This is a genomic window from Pseudomonas sp. 10-1B (assembly GCF_000935045.1).
Taxonomy (GTDB): domain Bacteria; phylum Pseudomonadota; class Gammaproteobacteria; order Pseudomonadales; family Pseudomonadaceae; genus Aquipseudomonas.
This window is the reverse complement of record NZ_JYKS01000007.1, coordinates 51,166-75,682: the sequence shown is the minus strand read 5'-3', so window position 1 is coordinate 75,682 and position 24,517 is coordinate 51,166. Positions and strand designations below refer to the sequence as shown.

The following is a 24,517-nucleotide window of genomic DNA, read 5'->3' as shown; positions in this document are numbered from 1 at the left end:
CCTCCACACCCCGGCTTGAGGGTGTGTATATGAATATCAAGCATGAACATAGGGCCACTGGTGACAGTGGCCTTTTTCTTTGTTCGGCAGAAAAGCGTATCGCTTGTAGAGCAGCGTCCCATGGCGATGCTTGTTCAGCGCCTTTGCGTCGCACTGCATGAAATTCCACAGCATTTTTCCGTTGTCGAGTGTCACGACTACCAGCATCTGTCGTTTGGTTTCGTACGCTCCAATGAAGGCCAGCCGGTTGGTGCCATTGGTGTAGGCGACCTGCCACACCTCAAATGGTCCGATCAGCGTATCCAGCGCTACTTTCACATAGCGTTCCCGGGCGTCTTGTCGCTTCTCGACGATGTGACGGATACAGCTGCGCTGAATTCGGATGTCGCCCATTGGGGTTCTGACGGTTACCAGGCCAGCTTTTTCACTGTTAAAGCCCAGATGCTGCGCAGCGAGTGCGATTGCGGCGTCATGTGAACTGGCAGCAGCTAGTTCTTCGACAGCCTGGGCACGCAATTCCCGCGCAAGCGTTCTGAGGTCCGGTAGTTGTTCGTCGAGCCAGGTGTTCTGGCCTTTCTTCTCGGCGATCTTCGCGACTGGGTTGTTGGGGCTCAATGAGATACCTGGCTGCGAACAATGTCACAGATGCGATAGCGGCCAAGTGAGCCTATGAAGAAGGGGGGCCTCGAACAATCAGAAGGAGGGTGACGCGTTTTGTAGGGCGTTTCCTGTATTGAGGCAGAGCAAGCCGAGCACCGCAGCCTGCTCCGGCCTGTTGCAATGCACTTCAACTTACGGGCTGTGACTCAATCCCGTCCAGCAATGCCTCAACCAGCCCTTCTGCCATTTCGACTGCATTCAGGTTGCTCCAGAACAAGCTCTTGCCGGTTTCGTCCAGGTGCTCCAGGGCTTTGTAGCCACAGTCGTAGGCACCACGCAGGTACTGCGCGACATGCACCAGAGCGTCGTGGGCGCAGATGCCCGGGTTTACTGTGAACAAAGGGGGATGGCCGGCATCGCAGCGGCTGAAGGCGCGTTGTGTGGTGTTGGGGAGGGGGGGATTGGGAACAATTTTTTTCATAGCCAAACTCCGATAGAGGTTGGCCGGCACCATCCGTTTCCACGCGAAGGGTGGCGGCTGCACGCGGGGTGGAAAGCCGGGCTATCGGAACCCCGGCAGGCCATTCGGCCTCCCGCGTACAGCTGCCATGACAACAGCTGTTCCGATAACCTGCCGGGTTTCCACACCCGATCGCTGAACCGACAGCGACCCGGCAAGCGTAGAGAGCAGGCATTCCCCGGACAATCAGACGGGTGTCGACACGGTGCGTAGGATAATTCTTCAGGCCATGCGCATACGTAGGAAATGGCCCGGAAGGAAGTAGGACGTCGCTGAGAATTCGGTGTGTTGGATCCGCTACGCGGCCCTTCGTGGGTAAGCCCACTTACACGGGAGTTGTATCCGACTGGCTAGAAGTGGCTGGCCGTGAGGTTTGTATGGGCGAGGTTAGTGTTTGCGTGATAGCTCTATCCACATCCGAATCAAACAACCGCTCCAGCTTCACTGCACCTGCAGCACGGTCAGACCCAACATGCTTTAACCGAGGAACATTGTCTCGGGAAGGGTGGCAGCCTGTACCGGCTACTGGGCTGCAAGGCAGTTCAGGCCCTAACTACTGCCTGGCCGATACTGCAGGGCTTCGGCCAGATGCGCCCGGCCGATTGCCTCGCCGCCCTCGAGGTCCGCCAGCGTCCTTGCCACCTTCAGCAGCCGGTGCGCTGCCCGCAACGACAAGGTCAGCCGTTCACACGCCCCCTCCAGCCAAGCCTGGTCCGCCGCCACCAGCCCGCAATGGCGGCGCAACCCCTCCAGGTCGAGAAACGCATTGGCACACCCTTGTCGCCGGTGTTGCACTTCCCGCGCCTTGGCTACCCTGGCGGCGACATCGGCACTGGTTTCACCGCAAGGCTGGTTGTTCAGCGTGGTGCTCTCGCGGGCCACGGTCAGGTGCAGGTCGATGCGGTCCAGCAACGGCCCGGACAGTTTGTTGCGATACCGCGCGATCTGCTCGGTGCTGCAGCGGCAGCGGCCAGTGGGGTCGCCCAGGTAGCCGCAAGGGCAGGGGTTCATTGCTGCTACCAGCTGGAAACGCGCGGGAAAGCGCACTTTGTCGCGAGCCCGGGCAATCACGATCTCACCCGATTCCAGCGGTTCGCGCAGCACTTCCAGCACCCGCCGTTCGAACTCCGGCAGTTCGTCCAGAAACAGCACGCCATGGTGGGCCAGGGTAATTTCGCCTGGTTGCGGCCGGCTGCTGCCGCCGACCAGGGCCGGGCCAGAGGCGGAGTGGTGGGGGTGGCGAAACGGTCGCTGTGGCCAGCTGTTAAGCGGTGTATGCCCGCTGACCGACTGGATTGCCGCCACTTCCAGCGCCTCGTGCTCGTCCAGCGGGGGCAGCAGGCCGGGCAGGCGGCTGGCGAGCAAGGTCTTGCCGGTGCCCGGTGGCCCGGTGAACAACAGGTTGTGCGCCCCGGCCGCTGCCAGCAGCAGGGCCCGCTTGGCTGCCAGTTGGCCCTGCACTTCGCTCAGGTCCGGGTAGGGCCGTTGATGCAGGATCAAACCGTTGGCGGCATACGGCGGTAGTGGCACCTGACCGTTCAGGTGGGCGACCAGCTCCAGCAGGTGCCCCACTGCATACACCACCAGCCCGCCGGCCAGGCTGGCTTCCTCGGCATTCTCCTGTGGCACCACCAGCGCCCGGCCTGCTTCGCGTGCCGCCAGTGCTGCGGGCAACACGCCTTGGACCGGGCGCAATTTGCCGGACAGCGCCAGTTCGCCCAGGCATTCGACATCGGCGAGGGTGGCCGTTGGCACCTGGCCGTCGGCGGCAAGGATGCCCAGGGCAATGGCCAGGTCATAACGCCCGCCATCCTTGGGCAGGTCGGCGGGGGCGAGGTTCTGGGTAATACGCCGCTGCGGATAGTTCAGACCAGAGTTGACGATGGCGCTGCGTACCCGGTCCTTGCTTTCCTTGACCGTGGTTTCCGGCAGGCCGACCAGGGTGAGATGGGGCAGGCCATTGGCCAGGTGAGTTTCGACGCTGACCGCGGGTGCCTGCACGCCCACTTGGGCGCGGCTGTGGACGAGGGCTAGGGACATGGACGCTCCGTTGTCGCTGGGAATGGGCCGCTTCCTGCGGCTGCGTCAAGAATAGCCAGCGCGGCCACGACAGGCGCAAGAAGTGTGCGTCGTGGTTTTTCAGGACAGGGGTTTTTCCTGTGTTTTCATGCAGCTCGACAAGAGTGGAACTGGTTGCGCCATGCGCTGGTCGCACGCCCCGGCTGCTTCGAAGGGCAACGCGCACACCAATGCCCGCGCACACCTATCACAGGAGTTACTGGCCCGAAACAAACGTAGGAGCGAGCGCCAGCTCGCGATGCGCCGCGCGGGCGGCGCTCGATCTCACAGGCGCTGCATATCCTGTGGCAAACACCTGTCAGCCCTGATGCGGCCCCTGTGTGCGGGCAAGCCCGCGAAGCAGGCGACGCGGTGGATGGCACCGGCTGCGCCGGTGTTCGCGGGCATGCCCGCTCCCACAGGTCAACCCTCAAGCTCAGGGCTTGGCGCCGAGGATGATGTGCGAGGCCTTGATCAGCGCAGTGGCTTTCACGCCTGGCGCCAGGCCCAGCTCCTGCACGGCTTCGCGGGTGACGATGGCATACACCTCGGTGCCACCAGCCAGCTTCAGCACCACTTCGGCATTCACCGCGCCATCACCCACGCGTACCACTTCACCTTCCAGCGCGTTGCGGGCCGACAGCCTGTAGCCGGCGGCATCGGTCAGCAACACTACCCACGGCGCCTTGACCAGCGCCACGGCCTCTTTGCCGACATTGATGCCGAGGTTGTGCAGGCTGGCCATGGTGACTACCGCCACCAGTTTCTCACCGCCACCCAAGGTCAGTTCGACTTCGGCATTGACCGCACCGGGCTGAACGTTGGAAACCTTGCCTTCGAAAACATTGCGTGCGCTGACTTTCATGGGGAAACGCTCCGTGTGTCGATTGTTATTCCGGCGTGCTGGGTGCCAGCCGGGCCTCCAGCTCGGCCACTTGTTTTTCCAGCGCCTCGAGGCGTGTACGGGTGCGCGCCAGCACGACCATCTGGCTGTCGAATTCTTCGCGGCTGACCAGGTCCAGCTTGCTGAAGGCACCTTGCATCAGCACCTTGAACTGGCTTTCCAGCTCCGCGCGGGGCTGGGCGGTATCGCTGCTGAACAGGCGCGAGGCCTGGTCGCTCAGGGCGTCGAGAAGGGCTTTGGGCGCGAGCATGGGCTGTCCATCGAAACTGAGAAATGGCTGGCAGTGTAGCACGCACGAACGTGGCCCTTGATTGCACATCGGTCCTTGTGGGGGCAACTGTCTTGCTCGATATCCCAATGCTTGCGCGATTGCCTGTGGGAGCGGCCTTGTGTCGCGAAAGGGCTGCAAAGCAGCCCCAGCAATTTGTGCACCGGAGCAGAAATCCTGGGGCCGCTTTGCGGCCCTTTCGCGACGCAAGGCCGCTCCCACAAAGATTGCACGCGATTGCACATTTTTCGAGCAACAGGCCCTGCCGGCGTGCACCGAAGTTGTGCATGTTTTCCATGCTGGCGACTGGCCAATCCCGACTGTTTCACATAACTCGCTGTTTTCCGGGACTTTGATGGAACTGGCAAGGTTTCTGCAAAGACCTGTGCGAGCCATGCACTGATGCAGTTCCTTGTGACCAGGCAGTGCGCACGCGGAGCCGGATGCCGACGACGCGTTACAAAGCCAACCGCTGCGCTTAGACTTGAGACGGGTTTGTTTTCCTGGGGCAAGTCCACCAAATCGGGAGAGAGTTTCATGAAGCTAGTCACAGCCATCATCAAGCCGTTCAAGCTGGACGACGTGCGCGAGTCGCTGTCGGAAATCGGCGTGCAGGGCATCACCGTCACCGAAGTCAAAGGCTTCGGTCGGCAGAAGGGCCACACCGAGCTGTACCGCGGTGCTGAATACGTGGTGGATTTCCTGCCCAAGGTGAAGATCGATGTCGCCATCGATGACAAGGACCTTGATCGGGTAATCGAAGCCATCACCAAGGCAGCCAACACCGGCAAGATCGGTGACGGCAAGATTTTCGTGGTGAATCTGGAGCAGGCGATCCGTATCCGTACCGGCGAGACCGATACCGACGCGATCTAAGCAGCAAAAAGCCTCACCAAACCCCAAAGCCCCAGGAGAAAACAACATGACTCTGCGTAAGATCGCAGGGCTAGGAGCCCTATTGTCCCTCGTAATGCCCGGGCTTGCCCTGGCAGAGGAAGCTGCCCCAGCGCTGAACTCCGGCGACACCGCCTGGATGCTGACCGCAACGGCGCTGGTGCTGTTCATGACCATTCCGGGCCTGGCCCTGTTCTATGGCGGTATGGTGCGTTCCAAGAACGTGCTGTCGGTGATGATGCAATGCTTTGCAATCACCGGCCTGATGAGCATTCTCTGGGTCGTCTACGGCTACAGCATGGCCTTCGATACCACCGGTATGGAAAAGGGCGTGCTCAACTTCAATTCCTTCGTTGGCGGCTTCTCCAAGGCGTTCCTCAGCGGCGTCACCCCCGACAGCCTGACCTCGGACGCCGCGCTGTTCCCTGAAGCGGTATTCATCACCTTCCAGATGACCTTCGCCATCATCACCCCGGCGCTGATCGTCGGTGCCTTCGCCGAGCGCATGAAGTTTTCCGCGATGCTGGTGTTCATGGGCGTCTGGTTCACCCTGGTGTATGCGCCGATCGCGCACATGGTCTGGAGCGGTGACGGCGCGCTGATGTGGGACTGGGGCGTGCTGGACTTCGCTGGCGGCACCGTGGTGCATATCAACGCCGGTATTGCAGGCCTGGTCTGCTGCCTGGTGCTGGGCAAGCGCAAGGGCTACCCGACCACACCGATGGCCCCGCATAACCTGGGCTACACCCTGATGGGCGCGGCCATGCTGTGGATCGGCTGGTTCGGCTTCAACGCAGGCTCTGCCGCTGCCGCCAACGGCACCGCTGGCATGGCCATGCTGGTGACCCAGATCGCTACCGCCGCTGCTGCCCTGGGCTGGATGTTCGCCGAGTGGATCGGCCACGGCAAACCGAGTGCCCTGGGCATCGCCTCGGGTGTGGTTGCCGGCCTGGTCGCCATCACTCCGGCTGCAGGCACCGTGGGCCCGATGGGCGCCCTGGTGATCGGCCTGTCCTCGGGTGTGATCTGCTACTTCTGCGCCACCAGCCTCAAGCGCAAGCTGGGCTATGACGACTCGCTGGACGCCTTTGGTGTGCATGGTATCGGCGGCATCATCGGCGCCATTCTCACCGGTGTGTTCGCCGCCCCGGCGCTGGGCGGCTTCGGTGAAGTCACCGAGATCGGCATGCAGGTCTGGATCCAGGCCAAGGGCGTGATTTTCACCGTGGTCTACACCGCCATCGTCACCTACGTGATCCTCAAGGTTCTGGATGTGGTGATGGGCCTGCGGGTCAACGAAGAAGAAGAGTCGGTCGGCCTCGACCTGGCTCAACACAACGAACGTGGTTACAACCTGTAACTGCGACGCGGTAAAAACTTGCCCGGCTTGCCGGGCATTTTTTTGTCAGATTTTTAGCATTTTATGCACAGCAAACGGTTTATCCGACACGTTCGCGACGTAGGCATAAAACTTACAAAACGCAGAGCATTCATGGTGCTTTGCTTTTTCTGCTGGCGCGCTAGAATGCGCGCCGAAGGGTGTTTGACGAGTAGTCCACACGCTTCGCCAGCCTTTGCTAGGCTTGCCAGTAGCGTGTGGCCAGCAGGGGCTAATGGATTTGTCAGGTCCTGCCAGGAGCAGGGCCTGCTGGGTGCCGCCTCCCACCAGGAGCGCCGACCCAAGGGCAGTGGCCTAACCCACGGCCAGTTGAATTTTCACTGGTGGCTGCCGGTCTACGGCTGCACTGGTCTATAACTAACCTGCTTTTCGCAAGTCATGAGGTAGAACATGAGCGACGACGATCTGGAAAATGATGACCTCGAAGTAGGCGACGAAGACGAGGGCGATGAAGGCCTCGAAGCGGCAGCTGATGACGGCGCCGAAGACGCTGGCGATGACGATAGCAGCCCGGCACCCGCTGCCAAGGGCAAGTCCAAGGCGGCGGTCTCGGTAGACGAGATGCCGAGCATGGAAGCCAAGCAGAAGGAACGTGATGCCCTGGCCAGGGCCATGGAGGAGTTCCTCGCTCGTGGTGGCAAGGTTCAGGAAGTCGAGGCCAACGTTGTCGCCGACCCGCCCAAGAAGCCGGACAACAAGTACGGCAGCCGCCCTATCTGAGTGGCTGAACGCAAAAAAGCCCGCCGTCGCTGCGGGTTTTTTTGTGCCTGTTTATGTCGCCTGTGCCGGCCTCTTCGCGGGCTCGCCCGCTCCCACAGGGACCGCGCAGTGGCTGAGGGCGGCAGTGAGCCTGTGGGAGCGGGCGTGCCCGCGAATGGGCCGCAAAGCGGCCCCTTTCAGCGCCAGCGCGCGAGAATGTCGGGCAGCTGCGACAGGCGCTGGATTTCGGCATCCGGCGCCTGCTCGCCGACCCAGGCCTTGCCCTGCGGGTTGAACCACACGGCCCGCAGCCCGGCGCGTTGGGCGCCGGCAATGTCATCGCCCGGGTGGTCGCCGATGTGCACCGCCGCGTTGGCGTCCACGTCACCGCGGCGCAGGGCTTCGAGGAACGGCGCCGGGTCTGGCTTGCCGATGCCAAGGTCCTCGGCGCACAGGGCAAAGCGGAAGTAGTCCGCCAGCCCCAGCCGGCTCACGTCAGCATTGCCGTTGGTGACCACGCCCAGGGTGTAGTGATGGCGCAAGATCTCCAGCACCGGCTGCACCTCGGGGAAGATTTCCACCTGGTGGCGGGCATGCAGGAATACCTCGAAACCTTCATTGGCCAGCTCCTGCGCATGCTTCTCGCTGTAGCCGACTTCTTCCAGGGCATGGAACAGCACCCGCCGGCGCAAGGCGCTGATGCGATGCTTGAGGCCAGGCTCAGCCTGCACCAGGCGCTCGCGGATGGTGAACAGGTGCTCCACCGGCACGCCGCCAAGGATCGGAGCGTTGGCTTCGAGCCAGTCGCGCAGCACGACTTCCGCGCTGGCGATGACCGGGGCGGTGTCCCACAGAGTGTCGTCGAGGTCGAAGGTGATCAGCTTGATGCTCATGAGTCTGTGCCTTTGCTGCGTTTGGCCCGAGGATGGGCGCTGTCGTACACCGCAGCCAGGTGCTGGAAGTCCAGGTGGGTGTAAATCTGCGTGGTGCCGATGTCGGCATGGCCGAGCATCTCCTGCACCGCGCGCAGGTCCTGGGACGATTCCAGCACATGGCTGGCGAAGGAATGGCGAAGCATGTGCGGATGCAGGTGCTGGCCCAGCTCGCGCTCACCCGCCACTTTTACCCGTTTTTGCACGGCACCGGGGCTGATGCGGTTGCCCTGGCGGGTGATGAACACCGCGCGGTCGTGCGGGTTGCCGATGCCGCGCAGGCGGTACCATGCCTGCAAAGCCTCGCGGGCCTTGCGGCCAACCGGCAGCACGCGGGCCTTGCCACCCTTGCCCAGCACCTGCACCAGCCCGGCGGCGAGGTCGATGTGCTCGAGGTCGAGGTTGGTCAGCTCGGACAGGCGCAGGCCCGATGAATAGAACAGCTCGAGGATGGCCTGGTCGCGGCGGGCGATGAAGTCGTCGTCGACGCCGCCATCGAGCAGTTGCAGGGCGCGGTCGGTGTCCAGCACCTTGGGCAGCCGGCGTTCGCCCTTGGGCGCGCTCAGGCCGGTGGCCGGGTCGTGCTGGCACAGGCCTTCGCGGTTGAGGTAGCGGTACAGGCCGCGCACCGCCGACAGCAGCCGCGCCAGGCTGCGCGAGGATTGGCCATGGTGGTGCTGGCGGGCGATCAACTGGCGCAATTGCTGGATCTGCAGCGCCTGCCAGCCGGCAATGCCGTGTTCCTTGCAGTAGGCAATGACCTTTTCCAGGTCGCGACGATAGCCCAGCAGGGTGTGCTCGGACACCTGGCGCTCATTGCGCAGGTGTGCGCAATAAGCCTCCAGCTGGCGTTCCATCAGCGTACCGGGCGCAGGGTTTGGGTAACGCGCGGCACAACGCGGCCGAGCACCTCGGCGATATAGCCGAGGAACAGGGTGCCGACGCTGCTCTTGTAGTGTTGCGGGTCGCGGCTGCCGATTGCCAGCACACCGTGAAGCCCCTGGTATTCGAGGGTGGCCACGGCGCTGGAGCCCACTTCCCGGCGCTGTTCTTCACCGAACAGGAAGGCCAGCTCGTGCTCGCGCAGGTTGCCACTGACCGTCTTGCCGCCGCCCAGCAAGGCACCGATGGCCTGCTGCGCCTCGGCGCTGCTGACCCAGCGCCCGACCGGTGCGGCGTTTTCGCCGAACAGGATCAGGCTGACGAAGGGCACCTGGAATTCCTGGCGCAGGCTGTCTTCGACCGCGATCACCACTTCTTCCAGGCTGCCGGCATCGAGCAGGTCGAGGATCAGCCGCCGGGTCTTGTCGAACAGGCGATCGTTGTCACGGGCCACGTCCATCAGTTGCGACAGGCGATGGCGCATCTCGATGTTGCGGTCGCGCAGCAGCTTGAGCTGGCGCTCCACCAGCGACACGCTGTCGCCACGCTGGTGCGGGATGCGTTGTTCGATGAGCAGCTCGTCGTGTTCGGCGAAGAAGCTGGGGTGGGCGCGCAGGTAGGCGACCACCGCTTCGGCATCGAGGTCAGCGGACTGCTGGGGTACAACCTGGGGCTGATCGGTCATGGCGGTTACTCGCTTAGAGACGAACCTGTCCTTCGTAGACGCGTACGGCCGGGCCGGTCATCAGCACGGGCTGGCCGGGGCCGGCCCATTCGATGTGCAGGCGGCCACCGGGCAGGTCGAGGGACACCGGGGAGTCCATCCAGCCCTGGCTGATCGCTGCCACGGCGGCGGCGCAGGCGCCGGTGCCGCAGGCCTGGGTTTCGCCCGCGCCGCGTTCCCATACGCGCAGGTTGGCGCGGTGGCGGTCGATGACCTGGAGGAAGCCGGCATTCACCCGCTGCGGGAAGCGGGGGTGGTTTTCGATCTTCGGGCCCAGCTCATGCACGGGGGCAGTACGCACGTCGTCGACACGTAGCACAGCATGCGGGTTACCCATGGACACGGCGGCGATCGAGTGCACCTGGCCGTCGACTTCCAGTGGGTAATTCAGCGCCTGCGCGTCGGCGACGAAAGGAATTTCGGCGGGAATGAAGCGCGGCGGGCCCATGTCGACACTCACCTGGCCGTCGTTCTGCACGTCCAGCTCGATGATGCCGCTCTTGGTTTCCACGCGGATGCGTTTTTTCGCGGTCAGCCGCTTGTCCAGCACGAAGCGAGCGAAGCAGCGCGCACCGTTGCCGCACTGCTCCACTTCGGAACCGTCGGCGTTGAAGATCCGGTAGCGGAAGTCCACTTCCGGGTTGTTCGGCGCCTCGACGATCAGCAACTGGTCGAAGCCGATGCCTGTGTGGCGGTCACCCCATTGCTTGGCGTGCTTGGGTTGGATATGCGCGTGCTGGCTGACCAGGTCTAGGACCATGAAGTCGTTGCCCAGCCCATGCATCTTGGTAAAACGCAGCAGCATGGGCTTACTCCGGCAGCAGGCTTTCGCCAGCGTACAGTTCGGCGATGGTCTCGCGGCGGCGTACTTCGAAAGCCTGGTCGCCGTCGACCAGGATTTCAGCGCAACGGCCACGGGTGTTGTAGTTGGAGCTCATGACAAAACCATAGGCGCCCGCGGACTGCACGGCCAGCAAGTCGCCTTCGGCGAGGTTCAGCACACGGTCCTTGCCCAGGAAATCGCCAGTCTCGCAGATTGGGCCGACCAGGTCATAGGCACGGCCTTCGCCGGCGCGTGGCTTGACCGCGCTGACGCCCATCCAGGCTTGGTACAGGGCCGGGCGGATCAGGTCGTTCATCGCCGCGTCGATGATGGCGAAGTCCTTGTGTTCGGTGTGCTTGAGGTATTCCACGCGGGTCAGCAGCACGCCGGCGTTGGCCACGATGTAGCGGCCCGGTTCGAACACCAGGGCCAGGTCACGCTCGCCGACGCGCTCGCGGATGGCCTTGATGTAGTCGGCCACCAGCGGCGGCTGTTCATCGCGATAACGCACGCCAACACCGCCGCCCAGGTCCAGGTGACGCAGGTGGATGCCGCATTCGGCCAGGCGGTCGACCAGCACCAGCAGGCGGTCGAGGGCGTCGAGGAACGGCTCGACGGTGGTCAGTTGCGAACCGATGTGGCAGTCGACACCGACCACTTCCAGGTTCGGCAACTGCGCGGCGCGCACGTAGATGGCTTCGGCGTCGGCGATGGCGATGCCGAACTTGTTCTCTTTCAGGCCGGTGGAGATGTACGGGTGGGTGCCGGCGTCGACGTCCGGGTTGACCCGCAGCGAGACCGGGGCAACCTTGCCCATCTCGGCGGCTACCACTTGCAGGCGCTCCAGTTCGTCGGTGGATTCGACGTTGAAGCAGTGCACGCCGACTTCCAGGGCACGGCGCATGTCGTCGCGGGTTTTGCCGACACCGGAGAACACCACGCGGTCGGCGCGCCCGCCAGCGGCCAGCACACGTTCCAGCTCACCGCCGGAGACGATGTCGAAACCTGCGCCCAGGCGCGCCAGCACGTTCAGCACGCCCAGGTTGGAGTTGGCCTTGACCGCGAAGCACACCAGGTGCTCGATGCCTTGCAGGGCATCGGCGTAGCTGCGGTATTGGGCCTCGATGTGGGCGCGCGAATACACGTAGGTCGGGGTGCCATGGCGTTCGGCGATGGCCGACAGGGCTACCCCTTCCGCGAACAGTTCACCGTCGCGGTAGTTGAAAGCGTTCATCTGGTTTCCTTACTGCGCTGGCGACTGCTCGGGCTCGGACTGCAGCTCGGGCTGCTGCTCTTGTACCGGGGCCGGCTTGGCTTTTGGCTGGTGCTGGTGCGACTTGTGCGCTTTGCCGTTATTGCCGTCTTCAGGCAGATAGAGCGGGCCTTTCTGGCCGCAGGCGGAAACGAGGCAGGCAACAGCGACCAGCGCCGCGAAGGAGGAAATCAGGCGCTTCATGGGTGAAATCCTTAGAAAAATGCAGTATTGCGCCCGAGTATACCGAGCGACCGGCGGCTTGCCTATGCAAGGGCCGGTCCGCCGGGCGGGCTATTCTTACTGCCTGCAAAGGCCCCCTGTGGGAGCGGGCTTGCCCGCGAACACGGGCGTAGCCCGTGCCAACCTCCGTGGTGCCTGCTTCGCGGGCATGCCCGCTCCCACAGGTACTACGCTGGCTTCGAGTTCATGCCGGTGAAGGTAACGGCCAAATCTTTGCATTCGGCGGCAAGCGCCCGTATCTTGCCCGGCTTGCCTGTAACGCAGCCAATTTCGAGGTTCTTGCAATGAGTTTGAGTGAAGCGCGTTTCCACGATCTGGTCGACGCGACCCAACAGGCCCTGGAGGACCTGTTCGATGAGAGCGGCCTGGACCTGGACATGGAGAACTCCGCTGGCGTCCTGACCGTCAAGTTCGACAACGGCAGCACGCTGATTTTCAGCCGCCAGGAGCCGCTGCGCCAGCTGTGGCTGGCCGACCGCTCCGGTGGCTTCCACTTCGACTACGACGAAGACAGCGGCAAGTGGGTGTGCGAGAAGAGCGAGGAACTGCTGGGCGAAATGCTCGAGCGCATCGTCTGGGAGCGGGCCGGCGAGAAGCTGGACTTCGACGAGATCTGACATGAGCAGTACCCAGGCCCGGCCGCCAAAGCCGCTTTACAGCAACGTCAGCCCCGCGGTGCCATCGCCGTGCATCAGCGTCTGCCGGCTGGACGAACAGCGGGTTTGCACCGGCTGCCACCGGCATGTCGAGCACATCCGCGAATGGCGCTCGGCCGACGACGAGCGGCGCCGGCAGATCTGTCGTGAAGCCCAGGCGCTGCGCGACAAGGCTAAGGCACACTGACCGCAGGGGCTTGAGTATTTGCCCGGCTGTGGTAGTGTCGGGTTCTGCGTCGGTGACGCCAAAGTCTTCACAAACCCCGCCCTTGGGCGGGGTTTTGCTTTATCTGCACGATGAAAACCGCCTGTTCAAAGGAGCCTGACTGGATCATGAGCACCAAGCCTTCCCTCATCCTCACCCGATTGGACGTACAACGTCTGGAGCGTCTGATCGACAGCCTCGACGAGAGTACGCCGGGTGTGCTCGCCTTGATGGGCGAGCTGGACCGCGCCGAGCAGGTGGTCGGTCACGAGGAGGTCCCGGCTGGCGTGGTGACCATGAACTCGCGCGTGCATTGCCGTGAGGAAGCCAGCGGCAAGGACTATCACCTGACCCTGGTGTACCCGAAGGATGCCGGGCCGGACGGCAAGGTCTCGATCCTGGCGCCGATTGGCTGTGCGTTGCTGGGGTTGTCGGTGGGCGAGCAGATCGACTGGCCGGCACCGGGGGGCAAGACCCTCAAGCTGAAGCTGCTGGAAGTGGAATACCAGCCGGAAGCGGCCGGGGATTTCGACCTGTAAGATCCATGGGGCCGCTGTGCGGCCCATCGCCGGCAAGCCAGCTCCCACCTCGACCGCATAGGCCTCAAGCCCTGTGCAGTACCTGTGGGAGCTGGCTTGCCGGCGATGGGCTGCACAGCAGCCCCTGATCATTCACTTAGTACCTGCTCCAACCCCTCATTCAACGCCTGCTCCAGCTCCCGCTTGTAGCGCAGGTACACCTGTGTCGAGCCCAGTTGGTCATCCAGCAACTCGGACAAATCCAGGTCGGTGATGTAGCACCGGTACTGCCCGGCGCCACGCCGCTGGCCGATGATCTGCCGGGCCACCACTGCATACAGCTGCTCGCCATGCTCCAACTCGGAAAACTCCTGCTGGTCGCAGTACAGCGTCACATGCGCCGCACCCGCCACGCCGGCCTGGATGATGGCCTGCACCTCATAGTAAGGCTGGTCGCTACCCTCGGCCGGGGCCATGCGCGGTTCGATGCTGCGTGCCTTGCCAGCGCCGGAAGGCAACAGCTGCCCGTAGTGGATGTCCAGTGAAGCCGATTGCAGGTTATCCAGCGGCAGCCGGGCATCGCGGCGCATCACCACCGAGCGCAGAAAACGCTGCAGCGGCAGCAGCAGGTGGGCTTCGTCATGCAGCGGCAGGCGTTGCTGCCACAGGGCGTTGTACTCATCCAGCACATATAGCTCGGCCCAGCCGCCCTGCAGGCGGTAGAACACCTGGATGCAGGCCGGCCGGCCTTGCTCCAGCACCAGGTGCAGGTCGTGGTCCTGCAGGGCGTTGGCATCCAGGTACAACGGGCTGTAGGTGCTGCGCTCTTCGCCCAGGTAAGCCAGCAACGCCTCATGCCCGGCCACGGTCGTCAGGCCGACATGTCCAGGCAGCAGATCCAGCACATGGGTGTGTTGGGCCACCTGCAACAGGTAGCGGTAGTTCAGGCCCTGGTCCAGCAGCAGCTGCACGGTGTCGAAAATTTCCTCCACGCGCTGGCCGATGGCCTGGGCGCGGCTCGGGCAGAAGCAGCGCACCCGCAGCCGTGGCCGGTGGCCGTGCAGCAGCGAGCTGTTGAGGAAGTCACGCAGGCAGCGTAACAGCGCGTGTTCGCCGTCATAGCGCTGGACCAGCACCTCGTTCCAGCTGTTGAGGGTGACCTGGTCCAGGGTCAGCACCAGGTTCTCGCGCACGCCTGCGTAGCTCAACGAGTCGGTGCGCTCGGTGGTCATCAGGATGTTCAGGTCGCGGTGGTGGCGCAGCGGGTCGATGGCGACGTTGACCAGCAACAGCACCTCGTCGGCAACGCTGGGCTGCAGCAGGCGTACTTCGCTGACGGTCGGCAAGGGTAGGGGGATGCTTTGCTGCAGGCAGCCGACCAGGTTGAACAGCTCGAATTCGTTGAGGTCGCTGACGCCCGGGTGCAGTGCCAGGCGCGTGCTGCTGTCGATCACGCCATTGCGATGGGCCCAGGCCAGCAGTTCGAGCAGCTCGCGGCAGCGTTTTATGGGGCTGAAGTGCTCCACCTCATGGGTGCTCAGGTTGCCGCTGTACAGCTCCCAGTGGTGGCTGCCCGGCTCTTTGCGGTTGGGCGCCTGGACCAGGGTCAAGGTGCCTTCGGCGAGGTCCGGGGCGATCCCGGGGTTGATCACTTCGACCTTGCCGGCGCGGCGTTCGAAGGCCGCATACAGGCGCCGGCCCAGCACGTTGAGGTCGCGTTGGTCGGCGCGGCTGCTGGCATTCTGGGTGCGGGCGAATTGGCTGAGGAAGCGGTAGCTGTGGTTCAGCTCGGCCACCAGTTCGCGGCGCTCGACGGCGACCTGCTGCACTTTCCATTGGCTGCGGCTGTCCAGCCGGGCCAACTGGCGCTCGTCCCAGCCCCACTCGTCGGCCAGGCGCCGCAGCAGCCGGCGCTGCCAGCCATTGGCCCGGGCCGGGTCACTGAGCTTCTTGTTCACCTTCAGGTACAGGCTGCGCCGCACCAGCTCCAGGCGAATGGTCTCGCCACGCTGCAGCAGGTAGCGTTCGATGCGCCGGTACACCATCACGTAGGGGTCCAACGCGTCGAGGTCGAGCTGGTTGGCGAACACCGCCTGCTTGTAGTCCAGGCTCAGGCAGCGCACGGTGGGGTGTTCGCTGGCGTAGACCTCGGTCAGCAGCACCTTGAGCAGCGACTTGTAGGGCGAGTCGATGCCCTTGAACAGCTGCCACAAGCCGGCGCCGACGAACTCGCCGGGCGGAATGTGCGCCAGGTTGCCGAGGTCGAGGGTGTCCTGGCTACGGATGAAACGCTTGGACAGCAGGGTCTGGGAGTAGGCGTGGTAATCGTGCTCCTGGTAGACCGGCACCAGCCACCACAGCGGTGTGCGCCCGGCCAGCCAGAGGGTGGTGCGGTAGAACTCGTCCAGCAGCAGGTAGTGCTGGGTGGTACCGCAATCGTCGGAGCCGAGCTGGCCCTCGCGCTGGCCCTGGGCGAAGCCTTGCGTGTCGATCAGGAAGAAGTGCGCCTCGGCCCCCAGGCTTGCCGCCCAGGCCTCCAGCAGCTGGCACTTGCGGCGCAGTTCGTCCAGTCGCTCGTCAGCCAGGCCGGGCGCATGGCACACCCACAAGTCCATGTCGCTGTTCTCGGCCTGGGCCAGTGAGCCCAGGCTGCCCATCAGGAACAGGCCATGGATCGGGCGCGGCGGGTTGCCAAGGCGGGCCTTGTAGGTGAACGAGCGGGCCAGGCGCTGGGCCTCGGCTACCAGCTCGGCGCCCGGCTCGTAGCCCGATACGCCAGCGGGGGCGCTGCCCGAGACATAGCCCGGTAGCAGCGGGTGATTGACATGAAACAGCAGCGGCAGCAGCGTCAGGACCTGTTGCTGTCGCGTCGACAGGCCCTCCAATGCCCGTTGCAGCCGGTCTTGGTTTAGCCGCAGGAAGCGCGCACGCAATGTCGCCAGGACCTTGCGGTCGATACCTTCGTCCAGGTCAGGGCGGATTTCGTGAGGGTGGTTCATTGCGCACTCGGGCAGGCCAGTGGGGCTGTGGCGAGTTTAGCCTGAGTAGCAGGGTCGGATAAGCGGCAATTGAAATATTGGCGCCATTTTTCCAGCGCCTGTGGGCAACGGCTCCAGCTTTCGCTGCAGTTGAGGCATGATGGGCGCCTTGAGCTGATGATGAGGTTTTCCGATGCGTGTATGGATCGATGCCGACGCTTGCCCCAAGGCGGCCAAGGATCTGATCGTCAAGTTCGCCCTCAAGCGCAAGTTCGAGGTGGTGATGGTGGCGGGCCAGGCCGTGGCCAAGCCGGCGTTCGCGATCGTTCGCCTGATCGTGGTCCCCAGCGGCATGGACGCGGCCGACGATTACCTGGTCGAGCACGCCGTGCCGGGCGAGTTGGTGATCTGCAGTGACGTGCCCTTGGCCGACCGCCTGGTGAAAAAGGGCGTGGCGGCGCTGGACCCGCGCGGGCGCGAGTTCGACGAGCGCAACATGGGTGACCGCCTGGCGGCGCGCAACCTGTTCACCGAGCTGCGCGAGCAGGGCCAGGTAGGGGGAGGGCAGGCGCCTTATGGCGAGCGCGAGAAGCAAGCGTTTGCCAATGCCTTGGACAGGATCATTGCCCGGCTGTCGAAAGCTTAAGCTGGCCCTGCAGGGGGACTCGCAACTTGTGGGAGCGGCCTTGTGTCGCGAAAGGGCCGCGAAGCGGCCCCGACAATTTATGCGGCGAAGCTGAAAACCTGGGGCCGCTTCGCAGCCCTTTCGCGACACAAGGCCGCTCCCACAGGGGGGGCGTGCCGGTTTACTCGTGCGTCAGCTCCAGCACCCGGTCCACCAGCTTGTAGATCCCGCCAGCCGCCTCGCTGATCGACTTGGCCTCCATGTACGCCGGGGTGGTCACCAGCTTGCGCTGGGTGTCTTCGACGATGTCATGCACATCGCACGCTTCATGGGTGCCGCCCATCTTCTCCACAGCCGCCGCCGTGTCGGCATCGCTACCGATGGTGCAGACCACGCCCGGCCCGTAGATCTTCGCCGCCAGTGCTGGCGAGATGCAGATCAGGCCAACCGGCTTGCAGGCGTCGGCAAAGGCTTCGGCCAGGGCCAGCACGTCCGGGTTGACGCTGCAGTTGGCGCCTTCCACGGCAAAGTTGGACAGGTTCTTCGCCGCACCGAAACCGCCAGGCACGATCAGCGCATCGAAGTCCTCGGCCTTGGCTTCGCGGATATCCTTGATCTCGCCGCGGGCGATGCGTGCCGATTCCACCAGCACATTGCGCGACTCCGGCATTTCCTCGCCGGTCAGGTGGTTGATCACATGCATCTGCGCAATGTTTGGCGCGAAGCACTGCACCTGCGCCCCGCGCTGGTCGAGGCGCAGCAGGGTGATCACGCTTTCGTGGATTTCGGCGCCGTCATACACGCCACAGCCGGAAAGAATCACCGCTACTTTTTTTGTCATGTTTGAAACTCCAGTGTCGAGGCGCTAAATGTCCTCTAGTTTGGCAGATGTCGCCATAGGGAATCCCGCGGGCGCGGCCTAATCTTGCTGGATGACGCCTGAGGTCGTACTCATGGACCTGATACTGCTGGCCGTACCGTTCTTCTTCGTCCTGATCGCCGTCGAACTGATGGCCGACCGTGTGCGTGGCCAGCGCAATTTCACCCTGGCCGATTCGATCAACAGCCTGAGCACCGGCGCGCTGTCGACCAGCACCGGGCTGTTGACCAAGGGGGTAGGGCTGGCGACCTATGCCTTGGCATTCGAGCACCTGGCGCTGCTGCGCCTGCCAACAGGGAGCTGGTGGGTGTGGCTGCTGGCCTTCGTCCTGTACGACCTCTGCTACTACTGGCTGCACCGCCTTGGCCACGAGCGCAACGTGTTGTGGGCCGCGCACTCGGTGCATCACCAGAGCGAGGAGTACAACCTCACCACCGCGCTGCGCCAGACCAGCAGCGGTTTCATCTTCTCGTGGCTGTTCTACTTGCCGCTGGCGCTGCTTGGCGTACCGCCGCTGGTGTTCATCACGGTGGCGTCGCTCAACCTGTTGTACCAGTTCTGGGTGCATACCCGGCACATTCCCAAGCTCGGTTGGCTCGAGTGGGTGTTCATCACGCCATCCAACCATCGCGTCCACCATGCGCAAAATCCTGCTTACTTGGATCGCAACTACGGCGGTGTGTTCATTCTCTGGGACCGTCTGTTCGGCACCTTCAAAGAAGAGGACCCGGCCGAGCCGGTGGTGTTCGGGGTGACCACGCCGTTGGCCAGCTGGAACCCGCTGTGGGCCAACCTGCAGTTCTATGCCCAGCTCTGGCACGATGCCCGGCGCACCCGCAGCCTGTGGGACAAGCTGCGCATCTGGTTCATGCCCACGGGCTGGCGCCCGGCCGATGTGGCCGCACGCTACCCGCAGGCCAAGCAGGACCTGGCGCGGTTTCGCAAGTTCGAGGTCGCCCTGGGCCGCGCGCAGCAGGCCTACGTGGTCGCGCAGTTCGTGCTCTACGTGGCGCTGGGCAGCTACCTGATGGACGTGGCCGAGCGGGTGTCGGCCAGTGCGCTGGTGCTCGGCTGGGCGCTGATGGCGTTTGGCTTGTTCGTGCTGGGCGCGTTGCTGGAGAACCGGCCTTGGGCTGTGCGCCTGGAGCTGGCGCGGCTGTTGTCGAGTGCACCGGCGCTGTACCTGGCCGGCGCGCTGGGCTTAGCGGTGGTCGCGCCGCTGGCTTGGCTCATGCTCGTGGCCTACAGCCTGCTCAGCCTCTGGGGGCTGGGCCTGGCCTGCCGCCTTGCGCTCCGCGCGCAGGGTGCGGAAACGCCTGCGCAGCCACAGCAGGCCGCCCAGCGCCAACAGACCGCCGAGCACCCATAGCTCGTAACGTTTCACGTTGCCCAGCAGGCCTTCGAGGATGGCGCCGAAGTGGTACGCGGCCACGCCCAGGGCCAGTGCCCAGATGGCTGCGCCGATACCGTTCAGCAGCAGGTAGCGGCGTGGTGGGTAGCCCGACAGGCCAATGGCCACCGGCATGACCGTGCGCAGGCCATAGACGAAGCGAAAACTCAGTACCCAGATGTCGGGGTGACGGCGGATGTGGTCCAGCGCCCGGTCACCCATCGCCTGCCAGCGCGGTTTGCGGGCCAGGATCCTGCGGCCGTGGCGACGGCCCATGAAGTACCACAGCTGGTCGCCGGCGTAGCTGCCGAAGAACGCCACCAGGCACACCAGCTTGATGTCCATGTAACCGCGGAACGCAAGGAAACCCGCAAGCACCAGAATGGTCTCGCCTTCGAAGAAGGTACCTAGAAAAAGGGCGAAGTAGCCGAAATCCTGCAGGAATTGTTGAAGCATTTTCTGAGGTGCTGGCGAAATGAACGCGCAGCCTACCCCTTCACGCGCATTCGTGAAAGTGTCCAAATGTGTCTCGACGTGAACAATTCCTACACGGACAATGCCAGAGCCCGCGCGCCATGGCTTGCCCTGGCGTGTCACACAGGCGTCATAATGGGCGCTTATCTTGCCGCTCAATTGATGATAGGGCGTTAACGTCCTCAGGAACGCCAGATGAATAATGAAGTGCTCACCCCTGTCGCGATCAAGGATGCTCAAGAGCTCCCGGAAGAAATGGTGCAGACCCCGCCAGACCTGCCGCCGGCGCCCAAGCTTGCCGCGGAGCAGGTGGCCGAGCCTGCGGCTCCGGCGCCCGCCCCGGCTCCGTCCCCGGCCCCGGCAATCGCCGTCCCTGGCCTGGATGACAGCAGCCTGTACATTCATCGCGAACTCTCGCAGCTGCAGTTCAACATCCGTGTGCTGGAGCAGGCACTGGACGAGAACTACCCGCTGCTCGAACGCCTCAAGTTCCTCTTGATCTTCTCCAGCAACCTCGACGAGTTCTTCGAGATCCGCGTCGCCGGCCTGAAGAAGCAGATCAACTTCGCCCGTGAACAGGCCGGTGCCGACGGCCTGCAGCCGCACCAGGCGCTGGCGCGCATCAGCGAACTGGTGCACAGCGAGGTGGAACGCCAGTACGCGATCCTCAACGACGTGCTGCTGCCGGAGCTGGAAAAGCACCAGATCCGCTTCATCCGCCGCCGTTACTGGACACCCAAGCTCAAGACCTGGGTGCGCCGCTACTTCCGCGACGAAATCGCCCCGATCATCACGCCGATCGGCCTTGATCCGACCCACCCGTTCCCGCTGCTGGTGAACAAGAGCCTCAACTTCATCGTCGAGCTCGAAGGCGTCGACGCTTTCGGCCGCGATTCGGGCCTGGCGATCATCCCGGCCCCGCGCCTGCTGCCGCGGGTCATCCGCGTACCTGAAGAGGTGGGCGGCCCGGGCGCCAACTACGTGTTCCTGTCGTCGATGATCCATGCGCACGCCGACGACCTGTTCCAAGGCATGAAGGTGAAGGGCTGCTACCAGTTCCGCCTGACCCGTAACGCCGACCTGGCGCTGGATTCCGAAGAGGTCGACGACCTGGCCCGCGCCCTGCGCGGCGAGCTGTTCTCGCGCCGTTACGGCGATGCGGTGCGCCTGGAGGTGGCCGATACCTGCCCGAAACACCTGTCGGACTACCTGCTCAAGCAGTTCAGCCTCAGCGAAAGCGAGCTGTACCAGGTCAACGGGCCGGTCAACCTGACCCGGCTGTTCAGCATCACCGGCCTGGACAGCCACCCGGAGCTGCAGTACACGCCGTTCACCCCGGCGATCCCCAAGCTGCTGGCGAACGCCGACAATATCTTCAGCGTGATCGGCAAGCAGGACATCCTGCTGATGCACCCGTTCGAGTCCTTCACCCCGGTGATCGACCTGCTGCGCCAGGCAGCCAAGGACCCGCACGTGCTCGCCGTGCGCCAGACCCTGTACCGTTCCGGGGCCAACTCGGAAATCGTCGATGCCCTGGTGGACGCGGCGCGTAACGGCAAGGAGGTCACCGCGGTCATCGAACTGCGTGCGCGTTTCGACGAAGAGTCCAACCTGCAGATGGCCAGCCGCCTGCAAGCGGCCGGTGCGGTGGTGATCTACGGCGTGGTGGGCTTCAAGACCCACGCCAAGATGATGCTGATCCTGCGCCGCGAGCAGGGCGAGATCGTGCGTTATGCGCACCTGGGCACCGGTAACTACCACGCCGGCAACGCCCGCCTGTACACCGACTACAGCCTGCTGACCTCTGACGATGCCCTCACCGAGGACGTCGGCAAGCTGTTCAGCCAGCTGATCGGCATGGGCAAGACCCTGCGCATGAAGAAGCTGCTGCACGCGCCGTTCACCCTGAAGAAGGGCATGCTCGACATGATCGCGCGGGAAACCCAGTTCGCCCTCGAAGGCAAGCCGGCGCACATCATCGCCAAGTTCAACTCGCTGACCGATGCCAAGGTCATCAAGGCGCTGTACAAGGCCAGCCAGTCGGGCGTGAAGATCGACCTGGTGGTACGTGGCATGTGCTGCCTGCGCCCAGGCATTCCGGGGGTTTCGCACAACATCCAGGTGCGTTCCATCATCGGTCGCTTCCTGGAGCACACGCGGGTGTTCTACTTCCTCAATGGCGGCGAGGAGCAGATCTACCTGTCCAGTGCCGACTGGATGGAGCGCAACCTCGACAAGCGTGTCGAGACCTGCTTCCCGGTGGAAGGCAAGAAGCTGTTGTTGCGGGTGAAGAAAGAGCTGGAAGGCTACCTGACCGACAACACCCACGCCTGGACCTTGCAGCCAGACGGGCGCTACGTGCGCAGCACCCCCACCGGCAACCAGAACCCGCGCAGTGCCCAGGCGACCCTGCTGGAACGCCTGAGCAACCCGGTGCTCAACGTACGCTGAGCACCAGGCCGACCCGGGCCAGCCATTCCGCCTCGTTGGCGAAGTCGGCCTGGGTCAGCTGATTCTGTTCCAGCCAGCCTTGCGGGAACACCACATCCAGGCTGTCACCGGCAGCCGTGAGCTGTACCTTCGGCATTTGCTGGTTGCCACGGATGTGGTGGAACAGGATGGCGAAGCGCAGTAATGCGCACAGACGCAGCAGCTTGACGCCTTCCTCGCCCAGCTCGGCGAACTTGTCCTTGGGGATGTTGCGGCGGTGGCCGCGCACCAGCAAGGCCATCATTTGCTGGTCCTCGCGGGAGAAGCCCGACAGGTCGGAGTGCTCGATCAGGTAGGCGCCATGCTTGTGGTAGTGATAGTGGGCGATATCCAGGCCGATTTCGTGCACTTTCGCCGCCCAGCCCAGCAGATCGCGCCAGTTTCCATCTTTCAGCTCCCAGCCTTCGGCCACCTGGTCGAAGGCGTGCAGGGCCTTGCGCTCGACGCGCGCGGCCTGGCCCTGGTCCACGTGGTAGCGCTCCATCAGCGAGTTGAGGGTGCGCTCGCGCACGTCCTCATGGTGATGGCGACCGAGCAGGTCGAACAGCACGCCTTCGCGCAGGGCGCCGTCGCAGTGGTCCATGCGTTGCAACTCCAGCGCGTCGAAGATCGCTTCGAGAATTGCCAGGCCGGCCGGGAAGATGGTGCGGCGGTCCGGCTTGACGCCGTCGAAGTCGATCTTGTCGACCTCGCCAAGCTTGAACAGCTTGCGCTTGACCCAGGCCAGGCCCTCGGCGTTGACCTCGCCATTGCCCAGGCCACCGGCCTTGATGGCGGCACCGATGGCGCGGATGGTGCCGGACGAGCCGATCGCCTCGTCCCAGGTCAGGCGGTGCAGGGCATTCTCGATGCTCATCAGCTCCAGGCGCGCGGCAGTGTAGGCCTGGGCATAGCGGGCCGGGGTGATCTTGCCGTCGCGGAAGTAGCGCTGGGTGAAGCTGACGCAGCCCATCTGCAGGCTTTCGCGCAGCAGTGGCTCGAAGCGCTGGCCGATGATGAACTCGGTACTGCCGCCGCCGATGTCGGCGACCAGGCGCTTGCCGGGGGTGTCGGCCAGGGTGTGCGAGACACCCAGGTAGATCAGGCGCGCTTCTTCACGGCCGGAGATCACCTCGACCGGGTGGCCGAGGATGGCTTCGGCGCGCTGGATGAATTCGTTGCGGTTGCGCGCTTCGCGCAAGGCGTTGGTACCGACGATGCGCACGGAGCCGGCCGGCATGCCGTTGATCAGCTGGGAAAAGCGCTTGAGGCAATCCAGGCCTCGTTCCATGGCTTCTTCGCTGAGCTTGCGCTCTTCGTCGATGCCGGCGGCTAGCTGAACCTTCTCGCCGAGCCGCTCGAGGATGCGGATTTCGGTATGGTGGGCCTTGGCCACGACCATGTGGAAACTGTTGGAGCCAAGGTCGATGGCGGCGATCAGGGACAGGTTCTTCGCGATGGTATGCGGCATGATCTGGTTGTTCTCGGTCGTTAACCTGGCAATCGTGCCACGATAGCAGGCTATCGCCAACGCGTGACACGCAGCCGTTGTGCTGGCCTTGATGCAAGGCAATGTGCCATTCGATTCTATGACCGCTATATGACAGTTTCGATTCGCGGCGTCTTGCCCAACTATAGTTACACTCAATCGTCCGTGGCTTCCTGTAGGCGACGGGGGCGGCTATGATGGGCAACGTTTTTTATTGCTTACGACCTTGGAGATTTCCATGAGCGACAAAATCAAACACGTCACCGACGCCAGCTTCGAAGCCGACGTACTGCAGGCTCAAGGCCCGGTGCTGGTCGACTACTGGGCTGAATGGTGCGGCCCATGCAAGATGATCGCTCCGGTTCTGGACGACATCGCTGCCACCTACGAGGGCAAGCTGACCGTCGCCAAGCTGAACATCGACGAGAACCAGGAAACCCCGGCCAAGCACGGCGTGCGTGGTATCCCGACGCTGATGCTGTTCAAGAACGGCAACGTCGAAGCCACCAAGGTTGGCGCACTGTCCAAATCGCAGCTGGCCGCGTTCCTCGACGCCCACCTGTGATATGAAAAAGCCCCGCGAATGCGGGGCTTTTCTTTTTCAGAGCACTAGACGCAGAAAAAAGCAAGTGTTA

At 63.7% G+C, this 24,517-nt stretch carries 24 protein-coding genes and 1 pseudogene; 10 read left to right on the top strand and 15 right to left on the bottom strand.

The annotated features are described in order from the left end of the window. Positions 1–36: 36 nt before the first annotated feature. The 5 genes from TZ03_RS31085 to TZ03_RS05565 all read right to left on the bottom strand — a co-directional run bounded on the left by TZ03_RS31085 (position 37) and on the right by TZ03_RS05565 (position 4,332). Positions 37–615, bottom strand: a complete 579-nt coding sequence (locus TZ03_RS31085; RefSeq protein ID WP_051096354.1) for a PBECR2 nuclease fold domain-containing protein — start codon at positions 613–615, stop codon at positions 37–39. Positions 616–787: 172 nt separating this feature from the next. Continuing rightward, positions 788–1,081 carry a hypothetical protein gene (locus tag TZ03_RS05580; RefSeq protein WP_051096352.1) on the bottom strand — a complete coding sequence of 98 codons (294 nt, stop codon included), beginning with the start codon at positions 1,079–1,081 and terminating at the stop codon, positions 788–790. 588 nt (positions 1,082–1,669) lie between these two features. Next, entirely contained in the window at positions 1,670–3,160 is a 1,491-nt protein-coding gene (locus TZ03_RS05575; protein WP_051096349.1) for a YifB family Mg chelatase-like AAA ATPase, read from the bottom strand. A 454-nt stretch (positions 3,161–3,614) separates the two neighbouring features. Continuing rightward, positions 3,615–4,043 carry a TOBE domain-containing protein gene (locus TZ03_RS05570; protein ID WP_051096347.1) on the bottom strand — a complete coding sequence of 143 codons (429 nt, stop codon included), beginning with the start codon at positions 4,041–4,043 and terminating at the stop codon, positions 3,615–3,617. Between the two features lie 25 nt (positions 4,044–4,068). After that, positions 4,069–4,332 carry an accessory factor UbiK family protein gene (locus TZ03_RS05565; RefSeq protein ID WP_051096345.1) on the bottom strand — a complete coding sequence of 88 codons (264 nt, stop codon included), beginning with the start codon at positions 4,330–4,332 and terminating at the stop codon, positions 4,069–4,071. A gap of 555 nt (positions 4,333–4,887) precedes the next feature. Between TZ03_RS05565 and glnK the strand changes: the two genes are divergently transcribed. The 3 genes from glnK to sutA all read left to right on the top strand — a co-directional run bounded on the left by glnK (position 4,888) and on the right by sutA (position 7,363). After that, positions 4,888–5,226: a P-II family nitrogen regulator gene (glnK, locus tag TZ03_RS05560; protein ID WP_002555808.1), complete on the top strand. Its 339-nt coding sequence runs from the start codon at positions 4,888–4,890 to the stop codon at positions 5,224–5,226. 46 nt (positions 5,227–5,272) lie between these two features. Then, entirely contained in the window at positions 5,273–6,604 is a 1,332-nt protein-coding gene (locus tag TZ03_RS05555; protein ID WP_051096343.1) for an ammonium transporter, read from the top strand. A 429-nt stretch (positions 6,605–7,033) separates the two neighbouring features. Continuing rightward, complete coding sequence (gene sutA, locus TZ03_RS05550) at positions 7,034–7,363, top strand: transcriptional regulator SutA (protein WP_051096341.1); 330 nt, start codon at positions 7,034–7,036, stop codon at positions 7,361–7,363. A gap of 176 nt (positions 7,364–7,539) precedes the next feature. Here the strand turns inward: sutA and TZ03_RS05545 are convergent, their stop codons facing one another. The 6 genes from TZ03_RS05545 to lptM are packed head-to-tail and all read right to left on the bottom strand — an operon-like array spanning position 7,540 to position 12,159. Beyond that, positions 7,540–8,235: an HAD family hydrolase gene (locus tag TZ03_RS05545; RefSeq protein WP_051096340.1), complete on the bottom strand. Its 696-nt coding sequence runs from the start codon at positions 8,233–8,235 to the stop codon at positions 7,540–7,542. After that, positions 8,232–9,131, bottom strand: coding sequence for a tyrosine recombinase XerC (gene xerC, locus TZ03_RS05540; protein WP_051096337.1), 900 nt, complete (start codon positions 9,129–9,131; stop codon positions 8,232–8,234). The genes TZ03_RS05545 and xerC overlap by 4 nt, the downstream gene beginning before the upstream one ends. After that, positions 9,131–9,841 (bottom strand): DUF484 family protein, encoded by a 711-nt coding sequence (locus tag TZ03_RS05535; RefSeq protein WP_051096335.1) that lies wholly within the window; start codon positions 9,839–9,841, stop codon positions 9,131–9,133. The genes xerC and TZ03_RS05535 overlap by 1 nt, the downstream gene beginning before the upstream one ends. A gap of 13 nt (positions 9,842–9,854) precedes the next feature. After that, positions 9,855–10,685 carry a diaminopimelate epimerase gene (gene dapF / locus TZ03_RS05530; protein ID WP_051096333.1) on the bottom strand — a complete coding sequence of 277 codons (831 nt, stop codon included), beginning with the start codon at positions 10,683–10,685 and terminating at the stop codon, positions 9,855–9,857. A 4-nt stretch (positions 10,686–10,689) separates the two neighbouring features. Continuing rightward, positions 10,690–11,937 carry a diaminopimelate decarboxylase gene (gene lysA / locus TZ03_RS05525; protein WP_051096331.1) on the bottom strand — a complete coding sequence of 416 codons (1,248 nt, stop codon included), beginning with the start codon at positions 11,935–11,937 and terminating at the stop codon, positions 10,690–10,692. A gap of 9 nt (positions 11,938–11,946) precedes the next feature. After that, complete coding sequence (lptM, locus tag TZ03_RS27950) at positions 11,947–12,159, bottom strand: LPS translocon maturation chaperone LptM (protein ID WP_053388404.1); 213 nt, start codon at positions 12,157–12,159, stop codon at positions 11,947–11,949. Positions 12,160–12,482: 323 nt separating this feature from the next. Here lptM and cyaY point away from each other — a divergent pair, with 323 nt between their 5' ends. From cyaY to rnk, 3 genes are all read left to right on the top strand, one after another. Then, entirely contained in the window at positions 12,483–12,815 is a 333-nt protein-coding gene (gene cyaY, locus TZ03_RS05515) for an iron donor protein CyaY (RefSeq protein WP_051096329.1), read from the top strand. 1 nt (position 12,816) lies between these two features. After that, positions 12,817–13,041, top strand: coding sequence for a DUF1289 domain-containing protein (locus TZ03_RS05510; RefSeq protein ID WP_051096327.1), 225 nt, complete (start codon positions 12,817–12,819; stop codon positions 13,039–13,041). A gap of 146 nt (positions 13,042–13,187) precedes the next feature. Beyond that, positions 13,188–13,598, top strand: coding sequence for a nucleoside diphosphate kinase regulator (gene rnk / locus TZ03_RS05505; RefSeq protein WP_051096325.1), 411 nt, complete (start codon positions 13,188–13,190; stop codon positions 13,596–13,598). 128 nt (positions 13,599–13,726) lie between these two features. Here the strand turns inward: rnk and TZ03_RS05500 are convergent, their stop codons facing one another. Then, positions 13,727–16,576: a class I adenylate cyclase gene (locus TZ03_RS05500; RefSeq protein ID WP_051096323.1), complete on the bottom strand. Its 2,850-nt coding sequence runs from the start codon at positions 16,574–16,576 to the stop codon at positions 13,727–13,729. Between the two features lie 172 nt (positions 16,577–16,748). Here TZ03_RS05500 and TZ03_RS05495 point away from each other — a divergent pair, with 172 nt between their 5' ends. Further along, complete coding sequence (locus TZ03_RS05495) at positions 16,749–17,201, top strand: YaiI/YqxD family protein (protein ID WP_051096321.1); 453 nt, start codon at positions 16,749–16,751, stop codon at positions 17,199–17,201. Positions 17,202–17,361: 160 nt separating this feature from the next. Here TZ03_RS05495 and elbB read toward each other — a convergent pair whose 3' ends face one another. Continuing rightward, complete coding sequence (elbB, locus tag TZ03_RS05490) at positions 17,362–18,021, bottom strand: isoprenoid biosynthesis glyoxalase ElbB (RefSeq protein ID WP_051096319.1); 660 nt, start codon at positions 18,019–18,021, stop codon at positions 17,362–17,364. A 91-nt stretch (positions 18,022–18,112) separates the two neighbouring features. Here elbB and TZ03_RS31440 point away from each other — a divergent pair. Next, positions 18,113–18,760, top strand: a pseudogene (locus TZ03_RS31440) (sterol desaturase family protein); the annotation flags it as partial. A gap of 501 nt (positions 18,761–19,261) precedes the next feature. Here TZ03_RS31440 and TZ03_RS28365 read toward each other — a convergent pair. Further along, the gene (locus TZ03_RS28365) at positions 19,262–19,906 is read right to left on the bottom strand and encodes a DedA family protein (RefSeq protein WP_177328439.1); all 645 of its coding nucleotides are present in this window, start codon (positions 19,904–19,906) and stop codon (positions 19,262–19,264) included. Between the two features lie 213 nt (positions 19,907–20,119). On the opposite strand from TZ03_RS28365, the gene ppk1 reads away from it, so the two are divergent. Further along, positions 20,120–22,375: a polyphosphate kinase 1 gene (gene ppk1, locus TZ03_RS05475; protein ID WP_051096313.1), complete on the top strand. Its 2,256-nt coding sequence runs from the start codon at positions 20,120–20,122 to the stop codon at positions 22,373–22,375. Here ppk1 and ppx read toward each other — a convergent pair. Then, positions 22,362–23,864 carry an exopolyphosphatase gene (gene ppx, locus TZ03_RS05470; protein WP_051096311.1) on the bottom strand — a complete coding sequence of 501 codons (1,503 nt, stop codon included), beginning with the start codon at positions 23,862–23,864 and terminating at the stop codon, positions 22,362–22,364. The two genes, ppk1 and ppx, sit on opposite strands and share 14 nt — an antisense overlap. Positions 23,865–24,120: 256 nt before the next feature. Between ppx and trxA the strand changes: the two genes are divergently transcribed. Next, positions 24,121–24,447: a thioredoxin TrxA gene (gene trxA / locus TZ03_RS05465; protein ID WP_012274768.1), complete on the top strand. Its 327-nt coding sequence runs from the start codon at positions 24,121–24,123 to the stop codon at positions 24,445–24,447. Positions 24,448–24,517 lie beyond the last annotated feature (70 nt).

Excerpts from the sequence above, each read along its gene's own strand:
- TZ03_RS05580 (WP_051096352.1), bottom strand. The coding sequence starts at position 1,081 with ATGAAAAAAATTGTTCCCAATCCCCCCCTCCCCAACACCACACAACGC.
- TZ03_RS05575 (WP_051096349.1), bottom strand. The coding sequence starts at position 3,160 with ATGTCCCTAGCCCTCGTCCACAGCCGCGCCCAAGTGGGCGTGCAGGCA.
- TZ03_RS05570 (WP_051096347.1), bottom strand. The coding sequence starts at position 4,043 with ATGAAAGTCAGCGCACGCAATGTTTTCGAAGGCAAGGTTTCCAACGTT.
- TZ03_RS05565 (WP_051096345.1), bottom strand. The coding sequence starts at position 4,332 with ATGCTCGCGCCCAAAGCCCTTCTCGACGCCCTGAGCGACCAGGCCTCG.
- glnK (WP_002555808.1), top strand. The coding sequence starts at position 4,888 with ATGAAGCTAGTCACAGCCATCATCAAGCCGTTCAAGCTGGACGACGTG.
- TZ03_RS05555 (WP_051096343.1), top strand. The coding sequence starts at position 5,273 with ATGACTCTGCGTAAGATCGCAGGGCTAGGAGCCCTATTGTCCCTCGTA.
- sutA (WP_051096341.1), top strand. The coding sequence starts at position 7,034 with ATGAGCGACGACGATCTGGAAAATGATGACCTCGAAGTAGGCGACGAA.
- TZ03_RS05545 (WP_051096340.1), bottom strand. The coding sequence starts at position 8,235 with ATGAGCATCAAGCTGATCACCTTCGACCTCGACGACACTCTGTGGGAC.
- xerC (WP_051096337.1), bottom strand. The coding sequence starts at position 9,131 with ATGGAACGCCAGCTGGAGGCTTATTGCGCACACCTGCGCAATGAGCGC.
- TZ03_RS05535 (WP_051096335.1), bottom strand. The coding sequence starts at position 9,841 with ATGACCGATCAGCCCCAGGTTGTACCCCAGCAGTCCGCTGACCTCGAT.
- dapF (WP_051096333.1), bottom strand. The coding sequence starts at position 10,685 with ATGCTGCTGCGTTTTACCAAGATGCATGGGCTGGGCAACGACTTCATG.
- lysA (WP_051096331.1), bottom strand. The coding sequence starts at position 11,937 with ATGAACGCTTTCAACTACCGCGACGGTGAACTGTTCGCGGAAGGGGTA.
- lptM (WP_053388404.1), bottom strand. The coding sequence starts at position 12,159 with ATGAAGCGCCTGATTTCCTCCTTCGCGGCGCTGGTCGCTGTTGCCTGC.
- cyaY (WP_051096329.1), top strand. The coding sequence starts at position 12,483 with ATGAGTTTGAGTGAAGCGCGTTTCCACGATCTGGTCGACGCGACCCAA.
- TZ03_RS05510 (WP_051096327.1), top strand. The coding sequence starts at position 12,817 with ATGAGCAGTACCCAGGCCCGGCCGCCAAAGCCGCTTTACAGCAACGTC.
- rnk (WP_051096325.1), top strand. The coding sequence starts at position 13,188 with ATGAGCACCAAGCCTTCCCTCATCCTCACCCGATTGGACGTACAACGT.
- TZ03_RS05500 (WP_051096323.1), bottom strand. The coding sequence starts at position 16,576 with ATGAACCACCCTCACGAAATCCGCCCTGACCTGGACGAAGGTATCGAC.
- TZ03_RS05495 (WP_051096321.1), top strand. The coding sequence starts at position 16,749 with ATGCGTGTATGGATCGATGCCGACGCTTGCCCCAAGGCGGCCAAGGAT.
- elbB (WP_051096319.1), bottom strand. The coding sequence starts at position 18,021 with ATGACAAAAAAAGTAGCGGTGATTCTTTCCGGCTGTGGCGTGTATGAC.
- TZ03_RS28365 (WP_177328439.1), bottom strand. The coding sequence starts at position 19,906 with ATGCTTCAACAATTCCTGCAGGATTTCGGCTACTTCGCCCTTTTTCTA.
- ppk1 (WP_051096313.1), top strand. The coding sequence starts at position 20,120 with ATGAATAATGAAGTGCTCACCCCTGTCGCGATCAAGGATGCTCAAGAG.
- ppx (WP_051096311.1), bottom strand. The coding sequence starts at position 23,864 with ATGCCGCATACCATCGCGAAGAACCTGTCCCTGATCGCCGCCATCGAC.
- trxA (WP_012274768.1), top strand. The coding sequence starts at position 24,121 with ATGAGCGACAAAATCAAACACGTCACCGACGCCAGCTTCGAAGCCGAC.